This window comes from Pseudomonas gessardii (assembly GCF_001983165.1).
In the GTDB taxonomy this organism is placed as follows: domain Bacteria; phylum Pseudomonadota; class Gammaproteobacteria; order Pseudomonadales; family Pseudomonadaceae; genus Aquipseudomonas; species Aquipseudomonas gessardii.
On sequence record NZ_MNPU01000018.1, the window covers coordinates 41,967 to 63,412 of the forward strand.

The window sequence follows — 21,446 nt, forward strand, 5'->3', positions numbered from 1 at the left end:
TGAGCGGGCCATTATACAGACCCGGCCCTTTGAGTCTGACTGGAGTTCCCCATGCTGCGTGGCTTTCTGATGTTGGCGGCCTTTTTCGGCTTTACCGGTGTTGCCCTCGGCGCGTTCGCCGCCCATGGCCTGAAAAAAAGCCTGACGGCTGAATACCTGGCGATATTCCACACCGGCGTGACCTACCAACTGGTGCACGCCCTGGCGTTGTTTGGCGTGGCCTTGCTGGCCGCGCATGTGCCCGGGCGCCTGGTGCTCTGGGCCGGTGTGTCGTTCAGCATCGGCATCTTGTTGTTCTCCGGCAGCCTGTACCTGCTGACCACCATTGGCATCGGCAAACTGGGGATCATCACGCCGTTTGGCGGCCTGGCGTTCCTGATTGGCTGGCTGTGCCTGGGGCTCGCCGCCTGGCGCCTGCAACTGACCGCCTGACGCTTGTAGCTGACCTTCAGGTCACGATCAGGCTAGAATACTGGCCCCTAAAAACGATGGCGGCCCGTGGCATGCGCATTCAATTGAACGGCGAATCCTATGAACTGCCCGACGGTGAAACCGTCGCGGCCCTGCTGACCCGTCTGGAACTGACCGGACGTCGCGTCGCAGTGGAGCTCAACCAGGATATCGTCCCGCGTAGCCTGCACACCGAAACCGCCCTCACCGAAGGCGATCAGGTTGAAGTGGTCCACGCCATCGGCGGCGGCTAGCCCTGGGGTAACTACCCGAATTCTGCAGAACCTCACCCCTACTCGAGGATTTCCCATGAGCATCGTTCGTAGCGACAAGCCCTTCGTCCTGGCCGGTCGTACCTACCAGTCGCGTTTGCTGGTAGGCACCGGCAAGTACCGCGACATGGAAGAAACCCGCCTGGCTATCGAAGCCTCGGGCGCCGAAATCGTGACGGTGGCCGTGCGCCGCACCAATATCGGCCAGAACCCGGGCGAACCGAACCTGCTGGATATCCTGCCGCCGGACCGCTACACCATCCTGCCCAACACCGCCGGTTGCTACGATGCCATCGAAGCCGTGCGCACCTGCCGCCTGGCCCGTGAACTGCTCGACGGCCACAACCTGGTGAAGCTGGAAGTGCTGGCGGACCAGAAAACCCTGTTCCCCAACGTGATCGAAACCCTCAAGGCCGCCGAGACCCTGGTCAAGGAAGGTTTCGACGTGATGGTCTACACCAGCGATGACCCGATCATCGCCCGCCAACTGGCCGAAATCGGCTGCATCGCCGTTATGCCGCTGGCCGGCCTGATCGGCACGGGCCTGGGGATCTGCAACCCGTACAACCTGCAGATCATCCTCGAAGAAGCCAAGATCCCGGTGCTGGTGGATGCCGGCGTCGGCACCGCGTCCGATGCCACCATCGCCATGGAGCTGGGCTGCGAAGCGGTGCTGATGAACTCGGCCATCGCCAACGCGCAACAGCCGATCATGATGGCCGAAGCCATGAAACACGCGATTGTCGCCGGCCGCCTGGCGTACCTCGCCGGGCGTATGCCGAAAAAACTCTATGCCAGCGCCTCCTCGCCGCTGGATGGTCTGATCAAGTAAGAGCCATTGATGACTGAATCAAACGAAACGCCGAACCCCGTGGAAGAAGGCGACGAGTCCAAGCACCGCCGCATCAAGAGCTTTGTGATGCGTGCCGGGCGCATGACCGAAGGCCAGCAAAAAGGCCTGGACCAGGGCGCGCCGCTGTTCGTCCTGCCCCTGGCCGATGCGCCGGTGGACTTCGACCAGGTGTTTGGCCGTTCGGCCCCGCGCTCCCTGGAAATCGGCTTTGGCATGGGTCATTCCCTGCTGGAAATGGCCGCCGCGTCGCCCGAGCAAGACTTTATCGGTGTGGAAGTACACCGTCCGGGCGTGGGCGCGCTGCTTAACGGCGTGCTGACCCAGGGCCTGAAAAACCTGCGGGTCTATGACTGCGACGCGATCGAAGTGCTTAACCGCTGCATCGCCGACAACAGCCTCGACCGCCTGATGCTGTTTTTCCCGGACCCATGGCACAAGAGTCGTCACCACAAGCGCCGTATCGTTCAGGCGTCCTTTGCGGAGCTGGTGCGCAGCAAGCTGAAAGTGGGCGGCATCCTGCATATGGCCACCGACTGGGAACCGTATGCGCAGTACATGCTGGAAGTGATGAACGTCGCCCCTGGCTACCGCAACCTGGCGGCAGACGGCCAGTGCGTGCCACGCCCGGCCGAGCGCCCGATCACCAAGTTCGAGCGCCGTGGCGAGCGGTTGGGGCATGGGGTGTGGGATTTGAAGTTTGAAAAGCTGGCTTGATCAGCTAGACGACTGAAATGCGATCAACTGTGGGAGCTGGCTTGCCTGCGATAGCATCACTTCGGTATCACTGATACACCGAGGTGATGCTATCGCAGGCAAGCCAGCTCCCACAGTTGTTTTGCGGTGGGCTTTGAGTCAGCGACGGTCGGCAACCACGCCAATCAACACCAGCACCACCAACAGCACCGGTGCCAGGCTGTAGTTATTGAACTGGCTCAACCCCCGCACAATCCACGGCGTGGCGTAGATCAGCGCAGCACCGCTGCCGATCATGCACAGCAGGGCCATCAGTGGCACACGCAAGGCGCCGGCGATGTTGCCCAGGCGCGCTTCGACCCAGCCCTTGATATCGGCGCCGAACAGCACCAATAGGCAGCCTACCAGCGCCAGGGAGATTTCCGACAGGTTGCTACGGCTCCAGCGGGATACGGTGGCGAGCAGGTCGAGTACCAGATCCATTCGATTTCCTTAAGAGCGATCAGCTCAAAAACTTCTGCAGCAGGTCATTGAGAAAGAGTTGCCCACGGTCCGTGGCCGCCAGGCGTGACGGTTCGACCTGCAATAAGCCACTTTGTTCTGCCTCGCGACGGGCCTCGTTGAGGCTGGCCAGGTCCAGGCCAGTGCGTTCGGCGTAAAGCCTGGCTTCAACGCCGTCGGTAAGGCGCAGGGCGTTCATCAGGAACTCGAAAGGCAATTCTTCGTTGGTCAGCTCTTTCATGCCTGCCTGAAAGCTTTTGGCCGGGTTGAGGTAGTCCTTCGGTGCGCGGGTCTTCCAGGTGCGCACGATGCGCCCGTCTGGATGACTGAGCTTGCCGTGGGCACCGGCGCCAATGCCGATAAAGTCGCCAAAGCTCCAGTAATTGAGGTTATGCCGTGCAGGTCGGCCCGGTTGGGCGTAGGCCGAGACTTCATATTGCGCGTAGCCGTGTTCGGCGAGCAGGGCCTGGCCGGCTTCCTGGATATCCCACAGGGTGTCGTCTTCTGGCAGCGTCGGCGGCTGGTTCCAGAACACGGTGTTGGGTTCCAGGGTCAGTTGGTACCACGACAGATGGGTCGGCTTGAGGGCGATGGCCTGGCGCAGGTCGCTCAAGGCATCGTCCAGGGATTGATCAGGCAAACCGTGCATCAGGTCCAGGTTGAAGTTATCGAACCCGGCCTGGCGTGCCATGCCGGCGGCGCGTACGGCTTCGTCGCCGTTGTGGATGCGGCCCAAGGCCTGGAGCTTTTCCTGTTGGAAGCTCTGGATGCCGATGGACAGGCGATTGATCCCCAGCTTGCGGTAGGCGACGAACTTCTCTTGCTCGAAGGTGCCGGGGTTGGCTTCCAGGGTGATCTCGATGTCGCGGGCAAACGGGATGCGTTGTTCCACGCCTTCCAGCAACCGGCCCAGCGCGGCCGCACTGAACAGGCTGGGCGTGCCGCCGCCAAAGAAGATCGAACTCAACTCGCGGCCATACACCGCGTGCAGGTCCTGGTCCAGGTCCGCCAGCAACGCGTCGACATACTCTTGTTCCGGCAGCACCTGGCTGGCGGTGTGGGAGTTGAAGTCGCAATAGGGGCATTTGCGCACGCACCACGGGATATGGATATACAGCGCCAGGGGCGGCAGCACCGGCAGGGCCGCCCGAGGTGTTTGCGCGCCACCGTGGATCAGTGGCAGCGCGGAGGTGTCCTGGGTCATTGCAAACCCAGACGTTGGCGCAGCAAAGCCATGGCGCGGGCGCGGTGGCTGATCTGGTTCTTGTCGGCCGGGCTCAGTTCGGCGCTGGACACATTGCGCTCCGGCACCCAGAACAGCGGGTCGTAGCCAAACCCGTGCTCGCCGCTGGCGGCATGCAGGATGCGCCCGTGCCACAGGCCTTCGCAGAGGATCGGCAGCGGGTCGTCGGCATGCCTTACCAGCGCCAGCACGCACACAAACTGCGCGCCGCGCATCGCGTCCGGCACGTCTTTGAGGGCGTCCAGCAGCTTGGCGTTGTTCGCCGCGTCGCCTTTGCCGTCGGCATAGCGCGCCGAGTAGATGCCAGGAGCGCCGCCGAGGAAGTCCACGGCCAGGCCCGAATCGTCGGCCAATGCCGGCAGGCCGGAAATGCGCGCGGCATTGCGGGCCTTGAGGATGGCGTTCTCGACGAACGACAGGCCGGTCTCTTCCGGCTCCACCTGGCTGAACTCGCCAATCGAGCGCAATTGCACCGATTCGCCGAGCATGGCCTGGAGTTCCTTGAGTTTGCCGGCGTTATGGCTGGCCAGTACGAGTTGTGTCAGGTTCATTATTCGGCCGGGAACAGTTCTTGGGTGAAACTGAAACCGTGGGCCTTGCCGCCGGTTTCAACATTGATGGTAAAGGTGCGGAATTCCTGCTGCGGCACCGAGTAGGGGGCCAGGTAGTAGATTGCGCCTTTTTCGGTGATTTGCTTGAACGTCAGCATTTCGCTCTTGCCGGTCAAGTCCTTGATCGTGCCGGTCACTTGCGCCGCCACCGCCTCCCCGCCTTTTTTCACCGTGATGTTGATCATGCCCTTGTTCTTGCTGCGTACCACGCCCACGGCCTGGGCCGTCTCGGGTTGCAGGAAGCTGGAGGTGAAGGTGCTGTAGTGCACGGTGATATCACCAAACGCCTTCTGCCGATTACTGTCGATAGGGCCGGCGGCCATGGCGCTGGCGCCCAGGCAGGCGGTGAGTAGAAAAATAGCCAGGCGACTCATGATCGTCCTCCTCGGAAATGGTTAGACGGCAATCTGATGCTCGGTCAGGCCAGGACTGCTGACCCGATAAATCCCGATTTCACCTAAAAGATTGGGCCACAGCTTACTTGCCCAGCCGTGACGATGTTGTTGATCGACGGCAAGGCGGTTGATCACCTTGGCTTCGCGCCCGCGGCACAGGGCCTCGAAGTCCTCGAAGGTGCAGAAGTGAATGTTGGGCGTGTTGTACCAGGTGTACGGCAGGAAGTCCGATACCGGCATCCGGCCCTTGGTGGCCAGGTACCAGCGGCAGCGCCAGTGCCCGAAGTTGGGGAAGGTGATGATGCACTGGCGACCGACGCGCAACATCTCGTCGAGGATCCGATCCGGGTAGTGCACGGCTTGCAAGGCCTGGGTCATCACCACGATATCGAAGCTGTTGCTGGCAAAGTTGCCCAGGCCCTTGTCCAGGTCCTGCTCGATCACGTTGATGCCCTTGGCCACGCACTGGGCGATGTTATCCGGGTCGTTTTCCAGGCCATAGCCGGTGACTTGCTTGTTGTCGCGCAGCCAGCTCAGCAGTTCGCCATCGCCGCAACCCAGGTCGAGCACGCGGCTGCCGGCGGGGATCCAGTCTTGGATGATTTCCAGGTCGGCTCTCATGGCGTTCTCACAAAGTTATGCGGTTCATGTAGTTGCTGAAGGCCTGCAAGTAGCGCGGGATCGGGATCAGGAAGGCGTCGTGGCCTTGCGGTGCATCGATCTCCAGGTAGCAGACGTCTTTGCGCGCGGCCATCAACGCATCCACCAGCTCCCGCGAGCGGGCCGGCGAAAAGCGCCAGTCGGTGGTGAACGACATCACGCAGAACTTGGCGCTGGCACCCTCGAAGGTCTTCGCCAGGTCGTCGTCACAGTTTGCCGCCGGGTCGAAGTAGTCCAAAGCCTTGGTCATCAGCAGGTAGGTATTGGCGTCGAAACGCCCGGAAAACTCCTCGCCCTGGTAACGCAGGTAGCTTTCGACCTGGAATTCGACGCTGTGGAAGTCGTAGTTGAGTTTCTCGCTCTTGAGCCCACGGCCGAATTTTTCGCCCATGGAGTCATCCGACAGGTAGGTGATGTGCCCGACCATCCGCGCCAGCATCAAGCCGCGCTTGGGAATCACCCCGGCTTCCTGGAACGACCCGCCGTGGAATTCGGGGTCGGTGAGGATCGCCTGGCGCGCCACTTCGTTGAAGGCGATGTTCTGCGCCGACAACTTGGGGGCCGAGGCGATAGCCAGGCAATGGCGCACGCGGTCGGGGTAGGTGATGGTCCATTGCAGGGCCTGCATGCCGCCCAGGCTGCCACCGATCACGGCGGCCCATTGCGGGATGCCCAGCAGGTCGGCCAGGCGCGCCTGGCTGTGCACCCAGTCTTCCACGGTCAGCACCGGGAAGTCGGCGCCAAACGGCTTGCCGGTTTCCGGGTTGAGGCTGCTGGGGCCGGTGGAACCATTGCAGCCGCCGAGGTTGTTCAGGCTGACCACAAAGAACTTGCTGGTGTCGATGGGCTTGCCGGGGCCGATGCAGCTGTCCCACCAGCCGGGCTTGCGCTCGTCGACGCTGTGGTAGCCAGCGGCGTGGTGATGGCCGGACAGGGCGTGGCAGATCAGCACGGCATTGCTGGCCGTGGCGTTCAACTCGCCGTAGGTTTCATAGATCAGGTCATAGGCCGGCAGCGATCGACCGCAGGCCAGGGCCAGGGGTTCGCTGAAGTGCGCCACTTGGGGCACGACCAGTCCAACAGAATCGGGGGGGAAGGCAGCTGGCATCGACCCTGCTCTCGTTTAAATGAGGCGTAAGTCTAAAGAGAGGGGGGCCTAGCGGCAAGCAAAGGCCTGCATGGATTCACTTCAAGACACAGTTACCAAAATGTGGGAGCTGGCAAGCCAGCTCCCACAGGTCATCTGTGCCAGGCAGGGGGCTGGTCAGATCAGCAAGCGCAGGATGTCCGGCATCATGGTCATGGCCGCCAGGTTGTTGATCACCAGCATGTCCAGGAGCTTGAGCACCATGAACGCAAGGATCGGCGAGATATCCAGGCCACCCAGGTTCGGCAGGATCTTGCGAAACGGCGCCAATGCCGGCTCGCAGATCTGGTTGACCAGTTCGGCGCCAGGGTTATGGCTGCCCGGTGCGACCCAGGACAGGATCACGCTGATAATCAGGGCAAAGAAGAAGATCTTCAGGAACAGCGCGGTCACGCCAATCACGGCCCAGACCAGCAGTTGCAGGAAGTTGCCCATGGTGCCGTAGGTCAGCAGCAGCGTCAGGGCCATCAGCGCCAGTTGGACCAGGATCGCCAGCACCAGCGACGACATGTCCAGGCCGAACAGGCTTGGGATCACCCGGCGCAACGGCTTGAGCAGCGGCTGGGTGGCCTTCACGGCGAATTGGCAGAGCGGGTTGTAGAAGTTGGCGCGTACCAGTTGCAACACAAAACGCAACAGCACGATCAGCAGATAGAGGCTGCCGAGGGTTTGCAGCACGTAGACGGCTGCGGTGTTCAAACCAATCATATTGGCTCCTTATTGACCCAGTTGTTCGGCAAGTTCCGCCGAGCGGTGCGCGGCGGCACCCAGTGCTTTTTCGACCAGGGCTTCAAAGCCCCCGGCCTGGAATGATTCGATGGCAGCCTGTGTGGTGCCATTGGGCGAGGTCACGCGGCGACGCAACTCGGCCGCGTCCACATCGCTGGACACCACCATATGCGCGGCGCCGAGGGCGGTCTGCTGGGTCAGTTGCTCGGCGATTTCCCGAGGCAGGCCCAGTTTCACGCCGGCGGCGGTCATGGCCTCGACCAGCAGGAAGAAATACGCCGGGCCACTGCCGGATACCGCCGTGACGGCGTCCAGTTGCTGTTCTTCGTCCAGCCACAGGGCCAGGCCCACGGCCGACAACAGCGCCTGGGCCTGCTCACGCTGCGCGGCGCTCACTTGGGCGGTGGCATACAGGCCGCTGACACCCTGGCGCAGCAGCGATGGCGTGTTGGGCATGCAGCGCACGATGGGCTGGGCGCCGAGCCAGGCGTTCAGGCTGGCGCAGTTGATGCCGGCGGCAATCGACACCACCAGTTGCTGCGGCGCCAGGCTTGGGCGCAAGGCTTCGCACACGGCCTTCATGGCCTGTGGCTTGACCGCCAGCACGATCACGTCGGCGCCCTGGATGGCCTCGGCGTTGTCGGCAAAGGTTTGGATACCGTGCTCGGCGCTTACCCGGGCGCGGGTCTCGGCGCCCGGATCGCTGGCGCGAATCTGCGAGGCTTCCAGGCCCTTGGCCCGCAGGCCGCCGATCAGGCTGGCCGCCATGTTACCGGCGCCGATAAAGGCTATACGCGTGCTGCTCATGACAGGTCCTTACTCAGATGGAAGTCAGCGATTTTCATGGCTGGCCGTAGTCGCGGGCACCAAACAGGGCGGTCCCGATCCGCACCCAGGTGGCCCCTTGGGCAATGGCCGACTCAAGGTCATGGCTCATGCCCATGGACAGTGTGTCGAGCCCAAGGTCCAGGCCCGCCTGCAAGTCACGCACGGCGGCAAACGCCGCATCCTGCGCCGCACGGTCGTCGGTGGGCTCGGGGATCGCCATCAGGCCCCGCAGCGTCAAGCGGGGCAGGGACTGGATCGCCGTGGCCAGCGCCGGCAAGTCGGCGGGCGTACAGCCGGATTTGCTGGCTTCGCCACTGACATTGACCTGAATGCAGATATTGAGCGGCGGCAGGTCGGCCGGGCGTTGCTCGGACAGGCGTTGGGCAATTTTCAGGCGGTCCACGGAGTGCACCCAGGCGAAGTTTTCGGCGATAGCGCGCGTCTTGTTCGATTGAATGGGGCCGATAAAGTGCCAACTCAAGGGCAAGTCGGTTAAATCGGCCTGTTTGCCGAGGGCTTCCTGCAAGTAGTTCTCGCCAAAGTCGCGCATTCCGGCGGCATAGGCTTCGCGCACGGCTTGCGCGGGTTTGGTCTTGCTCACGGCCAGCAAGTGCACGCTGGTTTCATTGCGTTGCACGGCCCGGGCTGCGGCACGGATTCGCTCGGTAACCAGGCCGATATTGTCTGCTATGTTCGACATTAAAGTTGCGCCCGCGGATATGGAGTCCGCGGCATTCTACTGGAAATGGATAGCCCTATGGACATCACTGAACTGCTGGCGGCAAGCGTCAGCCAGGGCGCCTCCGACCTGCATCTATCGGCAGGGCTGGCGCCGAGGATGCGCGTCGATGGCGAAGTACTGCCACTGGATTGGCCGGTACTGAGCGCTACGCAAGTAGCGGACTTGCTCAGCCCGATCCTCAATCAGCATCAACAAAAGGATTTCGAAACATCTCTTGAAACGGATTTTTCCTTCGAGTTGCCTGGCGTCGCGCGCTTTCGCGCCAATGTGTTCCAGCAGCACCGGGGGATGGGTGCGGTGTTTCGCGTGATCCCCACCCGGGTCCAGAGCCTGGAAACCCTGGGGCTGGGCGATATATTCCGGCGCATCGCCGAGCTACCCAGGGGGCTGGTGCTGGTGACCGGCGCCACGGGCTCGGGCAAGTCCACCACCCTGGCGGCGATGGTCGATTACCTCAACAACACCCGCCAGCAACACATCCTGACCCTTGAGGACCCCATCGAGTTTGTCCATGAGCCGCGCAAGGCGTTGATCAGCCAGCGCCAGGTGTATCGCGATACCCACAGCTTTCCGACGGCCCTGCGTTCGGCGCTGCGCGAGGACCCGGATGTGATCCTGGTCGGCGAATTGCGTGACCTGGACACCATCCGCCTGGCCCTGACGGCGGCAGAAACCGGGCACCTGGTGTTTGGCACCCTGCACACCAGTTCGGCGGCGAAAACCGTGGATCGGCTGGTGGATGTGTTCCCGGCGGGGGAAAAGGCCATGATCCGCTCGATGCTCTCGCAATCGCTGCAGGCGGTGGTGTCCCAGGTGTTGTTGAAGAAGGTGGGCGGCGGGCGCGTGGCGGCCCATGAAATCATGCTCGGCACACCGGCGATCCGTAACCTGATCCGCGAGGACAAGGTGGCGCAGTTGTACTCGGCGATCCAGACGGGTGGGGCGTTGGGGATGAAAACGTTGGATATGAGCTTGAAGGGGTTGGTCGGTCAGGGGCTGATTAATCGCGAAGAGGCGCGGGGGCAGGCGCGGGTACCAGCAGATATATAGGATGTGGGAGCTGGCTTGCCTGCGATGCAGGCAACCCGGTGTGTCAGTCACACTGAGGTGATGCTATCGCAGGCAAGCCAGCTCCCACACAAGCCAGCATTCACATTTGCATTCGCTGTCAGCGTTGCACAAGCTGCAGGTTGCTCTGCTCTTTAGGCAGCACGCGCTTGGCAATCACGTAGTTCTTGTTCCAGAACGGCTTTTTCAGGGTGTCGATGCTGACCGACTTGCCACGGCGCGGTGCGTGGATAAAACGGTCGTTGCCCAGGTAAATGGCTACATGGTTGACCTGGCGGCTCTTGAGCTTGAAGAACAACAGGTCGCCAGGCTTCAGGTCTTTGCGATCAACCTTTTGCCCGTGGCCGCTGGCCATGGCATTGGAGGTGCGTGGCAAATCCACTGCGGCCACATCATTGAAGGCGTATTTCACCAGGCCGCTGCAATCAAAGCCTTTACTTGGGCTGCTGCCGCCCCAACGATAAGGGGTGCCGAGCACGTTGACCGCACGGCTCAAGACTTTGCTGCTTTGCTGGTTATTGCTCGCTACCAGGCCGGGAACTGCTTTAACGTTGGACTTGCCCGGTTGAGTCGGGCGCTTGACCGTGAGTTTTACCGATTTGGCGGAGCTGGTAGTGGCGTGGGCTTTAGGGGTGAAACCATTAACGTTCGGAAGTCGTTGCTCACGATTGGTGGCGTGGGCGGCCAGTGGCATTAATAGGCAAATGGTTAGCCATGTCTTTAAAAATGGTCGCATTAGGCAGGCTCTTGTTGGTTTGCGCGCAACTTTATAACAGCTTTTAGTGTCTTTCTCAGGCCGTTTGTCGACTGAACCTTGACGTCAAAATCAGGAAATCCGCGACGAACTGTCGCAATTGTCCTACACAAGTCAGGCGGCATAAGGCTTTGAGGGAAGCGACGATAGCATTTGCCGTACGTCGGGTGCCTGTAAAAAAGTCACAAAGAAACCAGAAATATTTATCTATCGAGGCAAAAGAGGTTATTCATGAACACCTATCGACAGGATGTTTCGCAACAGGACACCCATAGCAAGGTGATCGGTTACCTGCTCTGGATCTTCGGTTTTACCGGGGCGCACCGCTTCTATTACGGCAAGCCGGTGACCGGGACGATCTGGTTCTTTACCTTCGGGTTGCTGGGGATTGGCTGGCTGATCGACCTGTTTTTGATCCCGGCAATGGACCGCGAAGCCGACCTGCGCTTTACCGCCGGGCCCATTGAATACAACGTGGCCTGGATTCTTCTGACGTTTCTTGGGGTGTTTGGCTTGCACCGCATGTACCAGGGCAAATGGCTCACCGGCCTGTTGTACCTGGTGACGGGTGGCTTGTTCCTGGTGGGTGTGCTGTATGACTTCTGGACACTGAATACGCAGGTTTCGATTCGCAATGCCGAGCGGTTGGGCGGTCGGTAAGCATAGCTAGGTTCATGTGGGAGCTGGCTTGCCTGCGATGCGGGCACCTCGGTATGTCAGTGACACTGAGGTGATGCAATCGCAGGCAAGCCAGCTCCCACACAAGCCTGTTCCCACTCTTTAGCGGATCAGGCCTGGTAGCTGATCCGCCCATCCACCAGGGTGTAGCGCACGGTCGCCGGCAAACTATGGCCGATGAACGGGCAGTTCTCACCCCGAGACAGCCACTGCTCACCCGCCACGGTGGAGCTGGCCGGATCAAACAGCACCAGGTCCGCCGCCGCACCCACCGCCAGCTTGCCTGCGGGCAGGCGTAGCGCCTCGGCCGGGCCTGAGCCCAGGCGTGCCAGCAGCGTTGGCAGGTCCAGCAACCCATCCTCCACCAGGGTCATTGCCAGTGGCAGCAGCAGCTCGACGCTGCTGATCCCAGGCTCTGTCGCGCCAAACGGTGCCAACTTGGCATCCCGTTCGTGGGGCTGGTGATGGCTGGAGATTGCCGACACCACCCCGGATTTCACCGCCGCACGCAAACCGTCACGGTCGGCGCGGGTGCGCAGTGGCGGTTGTACGTGGTACAGGCTGGAGAAGTCGATCAGCGCCTCATCGGTCAGGATCAACTGGTACAACGCCACATCGGCGGTCACCGGCAACCCACGGGCCTGGGCCTGGGCGATCAGGGCCACGCCGCGGGCGCTGGTCAGTTGGCTGAAGTGCGCGCGTACGCCGCTTTGTTCCACCAGCAGCAGGTCACGGGCCAGGGCCACGGTTTCTGCGGTTTCCGGGATGCCTGCCAGGCCGAGGAAACTGGCGGTGGGGCCTTCGTGGGCCAGGCCGCCTTCGGCCAGGTCGTGGTCCTGGGAATGGAAGATCACCGTCAGGTCGAAGGTGGCCGCATATTCCAGGGCACGGCACAGGGTGCGGGTGCTGCGAAAACTCTCCAGGCCATTGCCGAAGGCCACGCAACCGGCGTCGCGCAGGGCAATCAGTTCGGCCAGTTGCTCGCCATCCAGGCCTTTGCTCAGGGCGCCAATGGGGAACACTTTGCAATTGCCGGCCTCGCGGGCGCGGTCGAGAATCAGCTCGGCCACGGCCGAGGTGTCCAGCACCGGTTTGGTCTGCGGCGGGCAGCACAGGCTGGTGACACCGCCAGCCGCCGCGGCGCGGGTTTCGCTGGCGATGCTGCCTTTGCGGCTGTAGCCCGGCTCGCGCAGGGCGACGTTCAGGTCCACCAGGCCGGGCGCGGCCACCAGGCCTTTGGCGTCGATGCTTTGAACCGGGCTGAAACCGCTGGGGGCGGCGCCGATGGCAATGATCTTGCCGGCTTCCAGGTGCAGATCAGTGACTTGATCCAGGCCGCTGGCCGGATCGATGACTCGGGCGCCGAGAATGCTGAGCTTCACTGGGCGTTCTCCTGCTCGAATTGACGTTGGGCCGTTTGCCCGCTCATGGCCATGGACAGCACGGCCATGCGTACGGCGATACCGTAGGTGACCTGGTTGAGAATCACCGAATGCGGCCCGTCGGCCACCGCCGACTCAATCTCCACCCCCCGGTTGATCGGGCCTGGGTGCATGACAATCGCATCCGGCTTGGCGCCGGCCAGGCGCGCGGTGGTCAGGCCGAACAGGCGGTAGAACTCGCCTTCGCTGGGCAGCAGGCCACCGGCCATGCGCTCGCGTTGCAGGCGCAGCATGATCACCACGTCGACATCCTTCAGGCCTTGGGCCATGTCGGTGTAGACCTTCACCCCGTATTGCTCGATGCCCACCGGCAGCAGGGTTTTTGGCGCAATCACGCGGATATCCGGGCAGCCCAGGGTTTTCAGGGCCAGCATGTTCGAGCGCGCTACCCGCGAATGCAGGATATCGCCGACGATGGCCACCGAGAGGTTTTCAAAGCCACCCTTGTGCCGGCGGATGGTGAGCATGTCGAGCATGCCCTGGGTCGGGTGGGCGTGGCGGCCATCGCCGCCGTTGATGATCGCCACCTGCGGGCACACGTGCTCGGCGATAAAGTGCGCCGCGCCCGAGTCGCCATGGCGCACCACGAACATGTCGGCGGCCATGGCCTCCAGGTTGCGCAGGGTGTCGAGCAGGGTTTCGCCCTTGCTCGCCGATGAGGTGGAGACGTTCAGGGTGATCACGTCGGCTGACAGGCGCTGAGCCGCCAGCTCGAAGGTGGTGCGGGTGCGCGTCGAGTTCTCGAAGAACACGTTGCAAATGGTTTTGCCGCGCAGCAGCGGGACTTTTTTCACCGCCCGGCCGCCGACTTCAAGGAACGAGTCGGCCGTGTCGAGGATTTCGGTGAGCAATTCGCGGGGCAGGCCGTCGAGGGACAGGAAGTGTTGCAGCTGGCCCTGAGCGTTGAGCTGCAGCGGGCGCTTGGCATCTAGAGGCGTCATCGCGGGGACTCTTTACAAGGCGGTTTAAAGGGCGAGGTCTTGCAGTTCGAGTTCGAGCGGCGTGGGACCGGACAATTTTACCCGCTGTTGGGCTGAAAGCGACAGGGTGGCACCCACCACATCCGGGCTGATCGGCAGTTCGCCCGCCTCAAGGTCGAGCAAACAGACCAGGGTGATGCTGGCCGGGCGGCCGTAGTCGAACAGTTCGTTCATGGCGGCACGGATGGTGCGGCCGCTCATCAGCACGTCATCGATCAGCACCAGGTGCTGGCCTTCGATCTCGAAGGGCAGGGCAGATGGGCGAACTTGCGGGTGCAGGCCGTTCTGGCTGAAGTCATCGCGGTAGAAGGACACGTCCAGGGTGCCCAGGGGCGAGTCACTGCCCAGCTCTTGCAGCAACGCCTGGGCGACCCACACGCCACCGGTGCGGATGCCGATGAAACGCGGTTCGCTGATGGCGCGCTGTTGCAGGTGGGTCGTGAGGCTTGTCGCCATCTGACGGATCAGTTCGGCGGGATTGGGCAGGCTCATGGTGGCTCCTTCAGGGGCTTGGGCAGCGTGGTGCCGACAAAGTCCGGGCTCAAACGTAAGAAGACGCGGCAAGCCGCGTCAGTCAGGATTCAAATAAAGCGGTGTTTTCATCCAGCCAGCCCTGCAGCAGCAAGGCGGCGGCAATGGCGTCGACTGGGTTGTCGCGGTAGCTGCCTTTTTGCCCGCCACGGTCGCGACGCTCACCCTTGGCCTCGAAGGTGGTCAGGCGTTCATCGTGGGTATAGAAGGGCAGGTTGTAGCGGCCATTGAGGCGGCGGGCGAACTTTTCGGCGCGCAGGCACATGTCGCTGGGGGTGCCGTCCATGTTCAGCGGCAGGCCGACCACTACCGCGTCGGGCTTCCATTCCTTGATCAGGGCTTCGACCTGATTCCAGTCCGGGATGCCGTTCTGCGCCTTCAAGGTACACAGCTCGCGGGCCTGGCCGGTGATGACCTGGCCCACGGCCACGCCGATCTGTTTGGTGCCGTAGTCAAACCCGAGGATCAGTCGCAAGGCCATCAGGCGTGCCCCGCCTGGCTGGTCAGCAGGTTGAGGTTGACCCCCAACTGCTTGGCCGCGGCGTTAAGACGCAGCTCGCTGGCGGTATTGAACAGAATGTCGGCATCGAACGGGCAAGTCAGCCACGCGTTGTTGGCCAGCTCTTCTTCCAGTTGCCCGGCGTCCCAGCCCGCGTAGCCCAGGGTAATCAGGCTCTGCTGCGGGCCGACGCCATCGGCGATGGCAAATAGCACGTCCTGGGAGGTGGACAGGGACACGCCCTCCAGGTCGACAGTGGCCTGGAACGTCGGGCCGCTGGGATGCAGTACGAAGCCCCGGTCAGTCTGCACCGGGCCGCCGAAATAGATCGGCACCGCCTGGCAACTAGCCGGTGGCTCGATCTCCGGGCGCAGTTGCTCAAGGATATCCGCCAGGTTCAGGTCCTGCGGACGGTTGACCACCAGCCCCATGGCGCCATTGGCCGTGTGCTCGACGATATAGGTCAAGGTGTGCGCAAAGTTCGGGTCGGCCATATGGGGCATGGCGATCAGGAATTGGTGCTTTAGGTAAGTCGGGCTGACATTTTTCATGTCCGCTAGTGTGGCGTTGGAGGGGCGAACTGACAAGCTGGGGATGTGTAGGAATACGGTTAGCGGATATGTTCCCCATGTAGGAGCGAGGGCGCGGGTCAGTTGCTGGAAAGCCGGTCGCCCTTGGCAAAACGCCAGGTGCGGATGATTTCCAGGCGGTCGATATCGGCCAGGTCGCCAGTAAACGGGGCAAACGGGGCGGCCAGGCGCACGATGCGTTGCGCCGCCTGGTCCAGCAACGGCTGGCCGGACGACTCCAGCACCAACACTTCATACAGGGAACCGTCGCGGTTGATCGACACCAGCAGGCGCAAATTGCCGTAGATCTGCTGGCGCCGGGCCTCGTCCGGGTAGTTCAGGTTGCCGATGCGTTCGACCTTCTTGCGCCATTCGTCCTTATACCAGGCGCCTTTGTCGCGCATGGTGGAGGCGGCGTTGAGCCGGTAGATGCGCGGACGCTTGGCGTACAGCTGTTGCTCGTTGGCCAGTTCGGCCTCCAGGCTGGAGATTTCGCTGGAAAGCTGCGAGCTGTCAAATGTGGGGGCGGGTTTGCTTGGCGCAGGCTCAGTCTTCACGGCTTCGCGCTGGGTCACGGCCTTCTGGGGTTTTGGCGCGACGGTGGCGACGGCGGCCTTGGGCGCGGCCTGCTTGATCTCGGGCCTGGCCACTGGGGGCGGGGTGACCTTATTGATCTTGTTGTCCTGGAAGGGCGCCACTTCGGTGGTCTTGGGCACCGCCTTTTTATCCAGGGTGCCGCTGCCCTGCTGATTGTCCTGCGCCAGAAAGTCGGCCTTTTCGGGCTTTTTCTCACTTTTGAAGGTGGCGAGGGTGATTTCCAGGGTTTTGCTGATTTGCTGGGGTTCGACGAAGGTGAAGCCCAGGCCGAGGATCAACGCCAAGTGAATCAGCGCTGCCAGGAACAGGGTAAACCCGAGCCGATCAGCCGGGCGTACGCTGCTGTGGCGGAATTCGGGGGGCAGGTCGGACGGAAGCGTCATAACAGGAAAACCAACATCGCGCGTTTCACAGGTGGCGCATGATAGCGCAATGTTGGTTTACATCCGGCTGTTCTATGTCACTTGGCTTGTAGCTTGTCGGCAATCGCCGCCATGAGCATTTCGCCGATATTGGTGCCGAACGCGTTGTCTATTTCGCGGATACAGGTGGGACTGGTCACGTTGATTTCGGTCAGGTGCTCGCCAATTACGTCAAGGCCTACAAACAGCAGGCCTTTTTCCCGCAGGGTCGGGCCAACCTGGGCGGCGATCCAGCGGTCCTTGTCGCTCAGCGGGCGGGCTTCGCCACGGCCACCGGCCGCGAGGTTGCCACGGGTCTCGCCGGCCGCCGGGATACGCGCCAGGCAGTAGTCCACCGGCTCGCCGTCGATCATCAGGATGCGCTTGTCGCCGTCCTTGATCGCCGGCAAGTAGGCCTGGCCCATGATCTGCTGGGTGCCCAGGGCGGTCAGGGTCTCCAGGATCACCGACAGGTTCGGGTCGCCCGCACGGTGACGGAAGATCGAGGTGCCGCCCATGCCGTCCAGTGGCTTGAGGATCACATCGCCGTGCTTGGCGGCAAATTCACGCAGCACGTCGGCGCGGCGGCTGACCACGGTGGGCGGCGTGCACTGTGGGAACAGCGTGGCGAACAGCTTTTCGTTGCAGTCGCGCAGGCTCTGCGGCTTGTTGACGATCAGCACGCCGGCGCGCTCGGCCTGCTCCAGCAGGTAGGTGGAGTAGACGAACTCCATGTCGAACGGCGGATCCTTGCGCATCAGGATCACGTCCAGGTCGCTCAAGGGGCTGTCGACCTCGTCTTGCAGCTCGAACCACTTCTCTGGGTTGGCGAATACCTGCAAGGGGCGCATCCGCGCCCGCGCCTCGCCGTCGCCCTGGTACAGGTCGCGCTGTTCCATATAGAACAGGGTCCAGCCACGGGCCTGGGCGGCCAGCAGCATGGCCAGGGAGCTGTCCTTTTTATAGGAGATGCTGGCGATAGGGTCCATGACAATGCCGACGCGAACGCTCATGGGGAATTCCTCTAGCAAATAAGGGCGCATAAAAGTGGCGTCAGAGTGGCGCTGTGGCTGTTGTGGGTCAAGGAAAAACCACCTTGCCGGTCGGCCGATAGATTGCCTCCCCAGTCTGTGCTAAAAAGGCTGCCATGGCGTGTCGGCCCTTGCACGGCAAGGGTTTTGGCGCTCGTCCCAGGCAGTGCCCGGCAGTACACACCGAAAACCGATTCGCTGTGGCGATGGTAGAGCAGATATGGAACAGCATTCCAACGCCTTGAAAGTGATGGTGATCGACGACTCGAAGACGATTCGCCGCACCGCTGAAACGCTGTTGAAGAACGTAGGGTGCGACGTCATCACGGCCATCGACGGTTTTGATGCCCTGGCCAGGATCGTTGACCATCACCCGCACATTATCTTTGTCGACATCATGATGCCGCGCCTGGATGGCTATCAGACCTGCGCCCTGGTCAAGAACAACCCGGCGTTCAAGGCCATCCCGGTGATCATGCTGTCGTCCAGGGACGGTCTGTTCGACAAGGCCAAGGGGCGCATTGTCGGCGTCGATCAATTTTTGACCAAGCCTTTCAGCAAGGAAGAACTGCTGAGTGCGATCAAGGCCTATGTGCCGGGTTTCGCCGCAGTAGAACAAGCACATTGACCCAGCCCCCCGGGGCTTGCGTCGACCAATGTAGTGGGGAAAACCATGGCACGTGTTCTGATCGTCGACGATTCGCCGACTGAAATGTACAAACTGACCGGCATGCTGGAAAAGCACGGCCACCAGGTCCTCAAGGCCGAGAATGGCGCCGATGGCGTGGCCCTGGCCCGCCAGGAAAAGCCCGATGCCGTCCTGATGGATATCGTCATGCCCGGCCTCAATGGCTTCCAGGCCACGCGCCAGTTGTCCAAGGAGCCCGAAACCAACGGTATCCCGATCATCATCGTCACCACCAAGGACCAGGAAACCGACAAGATCTGGGGCGCACGCCAGGGCGCCAAGGCGTACCTGACCAAGCCGGTGGAAGAAGACAAGCTGATCGAAGTCCTGAACTCGGTGCTCAAGCCCTGACGGCACGTTCCCATGACCGAGTCGCAAACCGCCTTTGAGCTGCTGCTGGACATCGACCGCCGCTGCCGTCTGCTGGCCGCTGATTTGCCGTCCCAGGAAACCCGCTCGCACAGTTGGAGCGGCATCGGCTTTCGCCTGGGCGGGCATTGGTATGTGGCGCCCATGGGCGAAGTCGCCGAAGTGCTGCACGAGCCGCGCTGCACCCTGATGCCCGGGGTCAAGCCCTGGGTCAGGGGCGTGGCCAACCTGCGCGGGCGCTTGCTGCCAGTGATCAACCTGTGTGGGTTCTTCGGCTATGAGCTGTCGGCGGCGCGCAAGCAGCGCCGGGTGCTAGTGATCGAGCACGAAGACACCTTCGTCGGCTTGCTGGTGGATGAGGTGGTCGGCCTGCAGCACTTTGCCCAGGACCTGCTGCACCCGGTGTCCGCCAGCGTGCCCGCGGCCAGCGCCGCGTTTATCCAAGGCCAGTTCAGCGGCGACCCGCCGTGGCAGGTCTTCAGCCCTTTCGCCCTGGCCCAGGCCCCGGGCTTTCTGGATGTTGCCGCATGAGCACCGCCACCCCCGTCAAACCGCAGGAAGCCTCCCGTAGCCGTTCGCAGATCATCGTGCTGTTTATCGCGCTGATCATCTTCATCATGCTGCTGTTCGCCAACTTCGCGTACCTCAACACCCAGTCCACCTACGACAAGCAGTACATCGGCCACGCCGGCGAGCTGCGGGTGCTGTCCCAGCGCATTGCCAAGAACGCCACCGAGGCCGCCGCCGGCAAGGCCGCCGCGTTCAAGCTGCTGAGCGAGGCGCGCAATGATTTTGCCCAGCGCTGGAGCTACCTGAAAAAAGGCGACCCGGCCACCGGCCTGCCCGCCGCGCCCAGCGCGGTGCGTAGCGAAATGCGTGCGGTGCAGCATGACTGGGAAGCCTTGCTCAAGAACACCGACGTGATCCTGGCCAGCGAGCAGACGGTATTGTCCCTGCACCAAGTGGCGGCGACCCTGGCCGAAACCGTGCCGCAATTGCAGCTGGAGTCGGAGAAAGTCGTCGAGATCCTGCTGCAACGCGGCGCACCCGCCAGCCAGGTGGCAGTGGCCCAGCGTCAGTCGTTGTTGGCCGAGCGCATCCTGGGGGCGGTCAATACCGTGCTGGCGGGGGATGACACGGCGGTCAAGGCCGCCGACGCCTTTGGCCGCGATGCCAACCGCTTTGGCCAGGTCCTGGCCGGCATGCTCCAGGGCAGCGCTGGCTTGACGATCAGCGAGGTGCAAGACCCGGACGCCCGCGCGCGCCTGGCGGAGATTGCCGAGCTGTTCGAGTTTGTTTCCGGCTCCGTGGATGAGATTCTCGAAACCTCACCGCAACTGTTCCAGGTGCGCGCCTCGGCGAGCCATATCTTCAGCCTGTCGCAAACCCTGCTCGATGAAGCCTCGCACCTGGCCACTGGTTTTGAAAACCTGGCCGGCGGGCGCACCCTCGACACCATCGGCGGCTATGTCCTGGGCTTGCTGGCGCTGGCGTCAATCATCCTGATCGGCCTGGTGATGGTGCGCGAGACCAATCGCCAGTTGCGCGAAACCGCCGAGAAAAACGAACGCAACCAGAACGCGATCATGCGCTTGCTCGACGAGATCGAAGACCTGGCCGACGGCGACCTCACCGTGACCGCCTCGGTGACCGAAGACTTTACCGGCACCATCGCCGACTCCATCAACTATTCGGTGGACCAGTTGCGCGACCTGGTGGCGACCATCAACCTGACTGCCGGTGAAGTGGCCGGCGCCGTACAGGAGACCCAGGCCACCGCCATGCACCTGGCTCAGGCCTCGGAGCACCAGGCCCAGCAGATCGCCGAAGCCTCGACGGCGATCAACCAGATGGCGCAGTCCATCGACCAGGTTTCGGCCAACGCCGCCGAGTCTTCGGCGGTGGCCGAGCGCTCGGTGGAAATCGCCAACAAGGGCAACGAGGTGGTGCACAACACCATCCACGGCATGGATAACATCCGCGAGCAGATCCAGGACACTGCCAAGCGCATCAAGCGCCTGGGGGAGTCGTCCCAGGAAATTGGCGATATTGTCAGCCTGATCGACGACATTGCCGAGCAGACCAACATCCTCGCCCTCAACGCGGCGATCCAGGCGAGCATGGCCGGTGATGCCGGGCGCGGGTTTGCGGTGGTGGCCGACGAAGTGCAGCGCCTGGCCGAACGCTCATCGGCCGCCACCCGGCAGATCGAGAACCTGGTGCGGGCGATCCAGACCGACACCAACGAAGCCGTGATCTCCATGGAGCAGACCACCACCGAAGTGGTGCGTGGCGCACGCCTGGCCCAGGACGCCGGGGTGGCCCTGGAAGAAATCGAGGGGGTGTCCAAGACCCTGGCCGCGCTGATCCAGAGCATCTCCAACGCGGCGCAGCAGCAAACCTCGTCGGCGGGGCAGATCTCCCTGACCATGAACGTGATCCAGCAGATCACCAGCCAGACCTCATCGGGCTCCACGGCCACCGCCGAGAGCATTGGCAACCTGGCCAAAATGGCCAGCCAGTTGCGCCGCTCGGTATCGGGCTTCACCTTGCCGGCCGTGCGCAAGACCAATGAATGACATGCCCCCCCAAAACCTGCACAAACCCCCTGTGGGAGCTGGCTTGCCTGCGATAGCGGTGGGGCAGTCGCAATGTATATCGACTGACCCACCGCTATCGCAGGCAAGCCAGCTCCCACCTTTCCATTGCGGTGTT

Annotated in this window: 27 protein-coding genes; 10 read left to right on the forward strand and 17 right to left on the reverse strand. The window is 62.4% G+C overall.

The window, feature by feature from the left end:
- Positions 1 to 51: 51 nt before the first annotated feature.
- The 4 genes from BLL38_RS14420 (at position 52) to trmB (ending at position 2,289) form a co-directional block, all read left to right on the forward strand.
- A complete protein-coding gene (locus BLL38_RS14420; protein WP_076963151.1) occupies positions 52 to 432 on the forward strand; it encodes a DUF423 domain-containing protein in 381 nt (126 codons plus the stop codon).
- Between the two features lie 71 nt (positions 433 to 503).
- Positions 504 to 704: a sulfur carrier protein ThiS gene (gene thiS / locus BLL38_RS14425; RefSeq protein ID WP_207303155.1), complete on the forward strand. Its 201-nt coding sequence runs from the start codon at positions 504 to 506 to the stop codon at positions 702 to 704.
- 55 nt (positions 705 to 759) lie between these two features.
- Entirely contained in the window at positions 760 to 1,554 is a 795-nt protein-coding gene (locus BLL38_RS14430) for a thiazole synthase (RefSeq protein ID WP_017845016.1), read from the forward strand.
- Positions 1,555 to 1,563: 9 nt separating this feature from the next.
- On the forward strand, positions 1,564 to 2,289 hold the full coding sequence (gene trmB, locus BLL38_RS14435; protein WP_076963153.1) for a tRNA (guanosine(46)-N7)-methyltransferase TrmB: 726 nt from the start codon (positions 1,564 to 1,566) through the stop codon (positions 2,287 to 2,289).
- A 138-nt stretch (positions 2,290 to 2,427) separates the two neighbouring features.
- Here trmB and BLL38_RS14440 read toward each other — a convergent pair whose 3' ends face one another.
- From BLL38_RS14440 to BLL38_RS14480, 9 genes are all read right to left on the reverse strand, one after another.
- The gene (locus tag BLL38_RS14440) at positions 2,428 to 2,751 is read right to left on the reverse strand and encodes a DUF3392 domain-containing protein (protein ID WP_029300493.1); all 324 of its coding nucleotides are present in this window, start codon (positions 2,749 to 2,751) and stop codon (positions 2,428 to 2,430) included.
- A 19-nt stretch (positions 2,752 to 2,770) separates the two neighbouring features.
- Positions 2,771 to 3,973, reverse strand: a complete 1,203-nt coding sequence (hemW, locus tag BLL38_RS14445; protein ID WP_076963154.1) for a radical SAM family heme chaperone HemW — start codon at positions 3,971 to 3,973, stop codon at positions 2,771 to 2,773.
- Entirely contained in the window at positions 3,970 to 4,566 is a 597-nt protein-coding gene (gene rdgB, locus BLL38_RS14450) for an RdgB/HAM1 family non-canonical purine NTP pyrophosphatase (protein ID WP_162493908.1), read from the reverse strand. Before rdgB ends, hemW begins: the two co-directional genes overlap by 4 nt.
- Positions 4,563 to 4,997 (reverse strand): DUF4426 domain-containing protein, encoded by a 435-nt coding sequence (locus BLL38_RS14455; RefSeq protein ID WP_076963156.1) that lies wholly within the window; start codon positions 4,995 to 4,997, stop codon positions 4,563 to 4,565. The genes rdgB and BLL38_RS14455 overlap by 4 nt, the downstream gene beginning before the upstream one ends.
- Positions 4,998 to 5,018: 21 nt before the next feature.
- Complete coding sequence (gene metW, locus BLL38_RS14460) at positions 5,019 to 5,639, reverse strand: methionine biosynthesis protein MetW (RefSeq protein WP_076963157.1); 621 nt, start codon at positions 5,637 to 5,639, stop codon at positions 5,019 to 5,021.
- 7 nt (positions 5,640 to 5,646) lie between these two features.
- Positions 5,647 to 6,786: a homoserine O-succinyltransferase MetX gene (gene metX, locus BLL38_RS14465; protein ID WP_076963158.1), complete on the reverse strand. Its 1,140-nt coding sequence runs from the start codon at positions 6,784 to 6,786 to the stop codon at positions 5,647 to 5,649.
- A gap of 156 nt (positions 6,787 to 6,942) precedes the next feature.
- The gene (locus BLL38_RS14470; RefSeq protein WP_038444147.1) at positions 6,943 to 7,533 is read right to left on the reverse strand and encodes a YggT family protein; all 591 of its coding nucleotides are present in this window, start codon (positions 7,531 to 7,533) and stop codon (positions 6,943 to 6,945) included.
- Positions 7,534 to 7,542: 9 nt separating this feature from the next.
- The gene (proC, locus tag BLL38_RS14475) at positions 7,543 to 8,361 is read right to left on the reverse strand and encodes a pyrroline-5-carboxylate reductase (protein WP_076963159.1); all 819 of its coding nucleotides are present in this window, start codon (positions 8,359 to 8,361) and stop codon (positions 7,543 to 7,545) included.
- Positions 8,362 to 8,395: 34 nt separating this feature from the next.
- Positions 8,396 to 9,082 (reverse strand): YggS family pyridoxal phosphate-dependent enzyme, encoded by a 687-nt coding sequence (locus BLL38_RS14480; RefSeq protein WP_076963160.1) that lies wholly within the window; start codon positions 9,080 to 9,082, stop codon positions 8,396 to 8,398.
- Between the two features lie 57 nt (positions 9,083 to 9,139).
- Here BLL38_RS14480 and BLL38_RS14485 point away from each other — a divergent pair, with 57 nt between their 5' ends.
- Complete coding sequence (locus BLL38_RS14485) at positions 9,140 to 10,174, forward strand: type IV pilus twitching motility protein PilT (RefSeq protein ID WP_076963161.1); 1,035 nt, start codon at positions 9,140 to 9,142, stop codon at positions 10,172 to 10,174.
- 118 nt (positions 10,175 to 10,292) lie between these two features.
- On the opposite strand, the gene BLL38_RS14490 is transcribed toward BLL38_RS14485, so the two are convergent.
- On the reverse strand, positions 10,293 to 10,928 hold the full coding sequence (locus BLL38_RS14490; protein WP_076963162.1) for a C40 family peptidase: 636 nt from the start codon (positions 10,926 to 10,928) through the stop codon (positions 10,293 to 10,295).
- 249 nt (positions 10,929 to 11,177) lie between these two features.
- On the opposite strand from BLL38_RS14490, the gene BLL38_RS14495 reads away from it, so the two are divergent.
- The gene (locus BLL38_RS14495; protein WP_057440372.1) at positions 11,178 to 11,606 is read left to right on the forward strand and encodes an NINE protein; all 429 of its coding nucleotides are present in this window, start codon (positions 11,178 to 11,180) and stop codon (positions 11,604 to 11,606) included.
- 128 nt (positions 11,607 to 11,734) lie between these two features.
- On the opposite strand, the gene BLL38_RS14500 is transcribed toward BLL38_RS14495, so the two are convergent.
- The 7 genes from BLL38_RS14500 to gshB all read right to left on the reverse strand — a co-directional run bounded on the left by BLL38_RS14500 (position 11,735) and on the right by gshB (position 17,656).
- A complete protein-coding gene (locus BLL38_RS14500) occupies positions 11,735 to 13,006 on the reverse strand; it encodes a dihydroorotase (protein ID WP_076963163.1) in 1,272 nt (423 codons plus the stop codon).
- Positions 13,003 to 14,007: an aspartate carbamoyltransferase catalytic subunit gene (locus tag BLL38_RS14505; protein ID WP_076963164.1), complete on the reverse strand. Its 1,005-nt coding sequence runs from the start codon at positions 14,005 to 14,007 to the stop codon at positions 13,003 to 13,005. The genes BLL38_RS14500 and BLL38_RS14505 overlap by 4 nt, the downstream gene beginning before the upstream one ends.
- A gap of 24 nt (positions 14,008 to 14,031) precedes the next feature.
- Complete coding sequence (pyrR, locus tag BLL38_RS14510; protein ID WP_076963165.1) at positions 14,032 to 14,538, reverse strand: bifunctional pyr operon transcriptional regulator/uracil phosphoribosyltransferase PyrR; 507 nt, start codon at positions 14,536 to 14,538, stop codon at positions 14,032 to 14,034.
- Positions 14,539 to 14,620: 82 nt separating this feature from the next.
- Complete coding sequence (gene ruvX, locus BLL38_RS14515; RefSeq protein WP_005792259.1) at positions 14,621 to 15,058, reverse strand: Holliday junction resolvase RuvX; 438 nt, start codon at positions 15,056 to 15,058, stop codon at positions 14,621 to 14,623.
- Positions 15,058 to 15,627: a YqgE/AlgH family protein gene (locus tag BLL38_RS14520; RefSeq protein WP_076963166.1), complete on the reverse strand. Its 570-nt coding sequence runs from the start codon at positions 15,625 to 15,627 to the stop codon at positions 15,058 to 15,060. Before BLL38_RS14520 ends, ruvX begins: the two co-directional genes overlap by 1 nt.
- A 98-nt stretch (positions 15,628 to 15,725) precedes the next feature.
- Positions 15,726 to 16,625, reverse strand: a complete 900-nt coding sequence (locus BLL38_RS14525; protein WP_076963167.1) for an energy transducer TonB — start codon at positions 16,623 to 16,625, stop codon at positions 15,726 to 15,728.
- A gap of 77 nt (positions 16,626 to 16,702) precedes the next feature.
- Positions 16,703 to 17,656, reverse strand: coding sequence for a glutathione synthase (gshB, locus tag BLL38_RS14530; RefSeq protein WP_076963168.1), 954 nt, complete (start codon positions 17,654 to 17,656; stop codon positions 16,703 to 16,705).
- A 238-nt stretch (positions 17,657 to 17,894) separates the two neighbouring features.
- On the opposite strand from gshB, the gene pilG reads away from it, so the two are divergent.
- Genes pilG through BLL38_RS14550 form a run of 4 tightly spaced genes read left to right on the forward strand, consistent with a single transcriptional unit; the run spans position 17,895 to position 21,310 of the window.
- On the forward strand, positions 17,895 to 18,302 hold the full coding sequence (gene pilG / locus BLL38_RS14535) for a twitching motility response regulator PilG (protein ID WP_076963169.1): 408 nt from the start codon (positions 17,895 to 17,897) through the stop codon (positions 18,300 to 18,302).
- A 45-nt stretch (positions 18,303 to 18,347) separates the two neighbouring features.
- Positions 18,348 to 18,713, forward strand: coding sequence for a twitching motility response regulator PilH (pilH, locus tag BLL38_RS14540; RefSeq protein WP_029300454.1), 366 nt, complete (start codon positions 18,348 to 18,350; stop codon positions 18,711 to 18,713).
- 12 nt (positions 18,714 to 18,725) lie between these two features.
- The gene (locus BLL38_RS14545) at positions 18,726 to 19,262 is read left to right on the forward strand and encodes a chemotaxis protein CheW (protein WP_076963170.1); all 537 of its coding nucleotides are present in this window, start codon (positions 18,726 to 18,728) and stop codon (positions 19,260 to 19,262) included.
- Positions 19,259 to 21,310, forward strand: a complete 2,052-nt coding sequence (locus tag BLL38_RS14550) for a methyl-accepting chemotaxis protein (RefSeq protein ID WP_076963171.1) — start codon at positions 19,259 to 19,261, stop codon at positions 21,308 to 21,310. The genes BLL38_RS14545 and BLL38_RS14550 overlap by 4 nt, the downstream gene beginning before the upstream one ends.
- Positions 21,311 to 21,446: the final 136 nt, after the last annotated feature.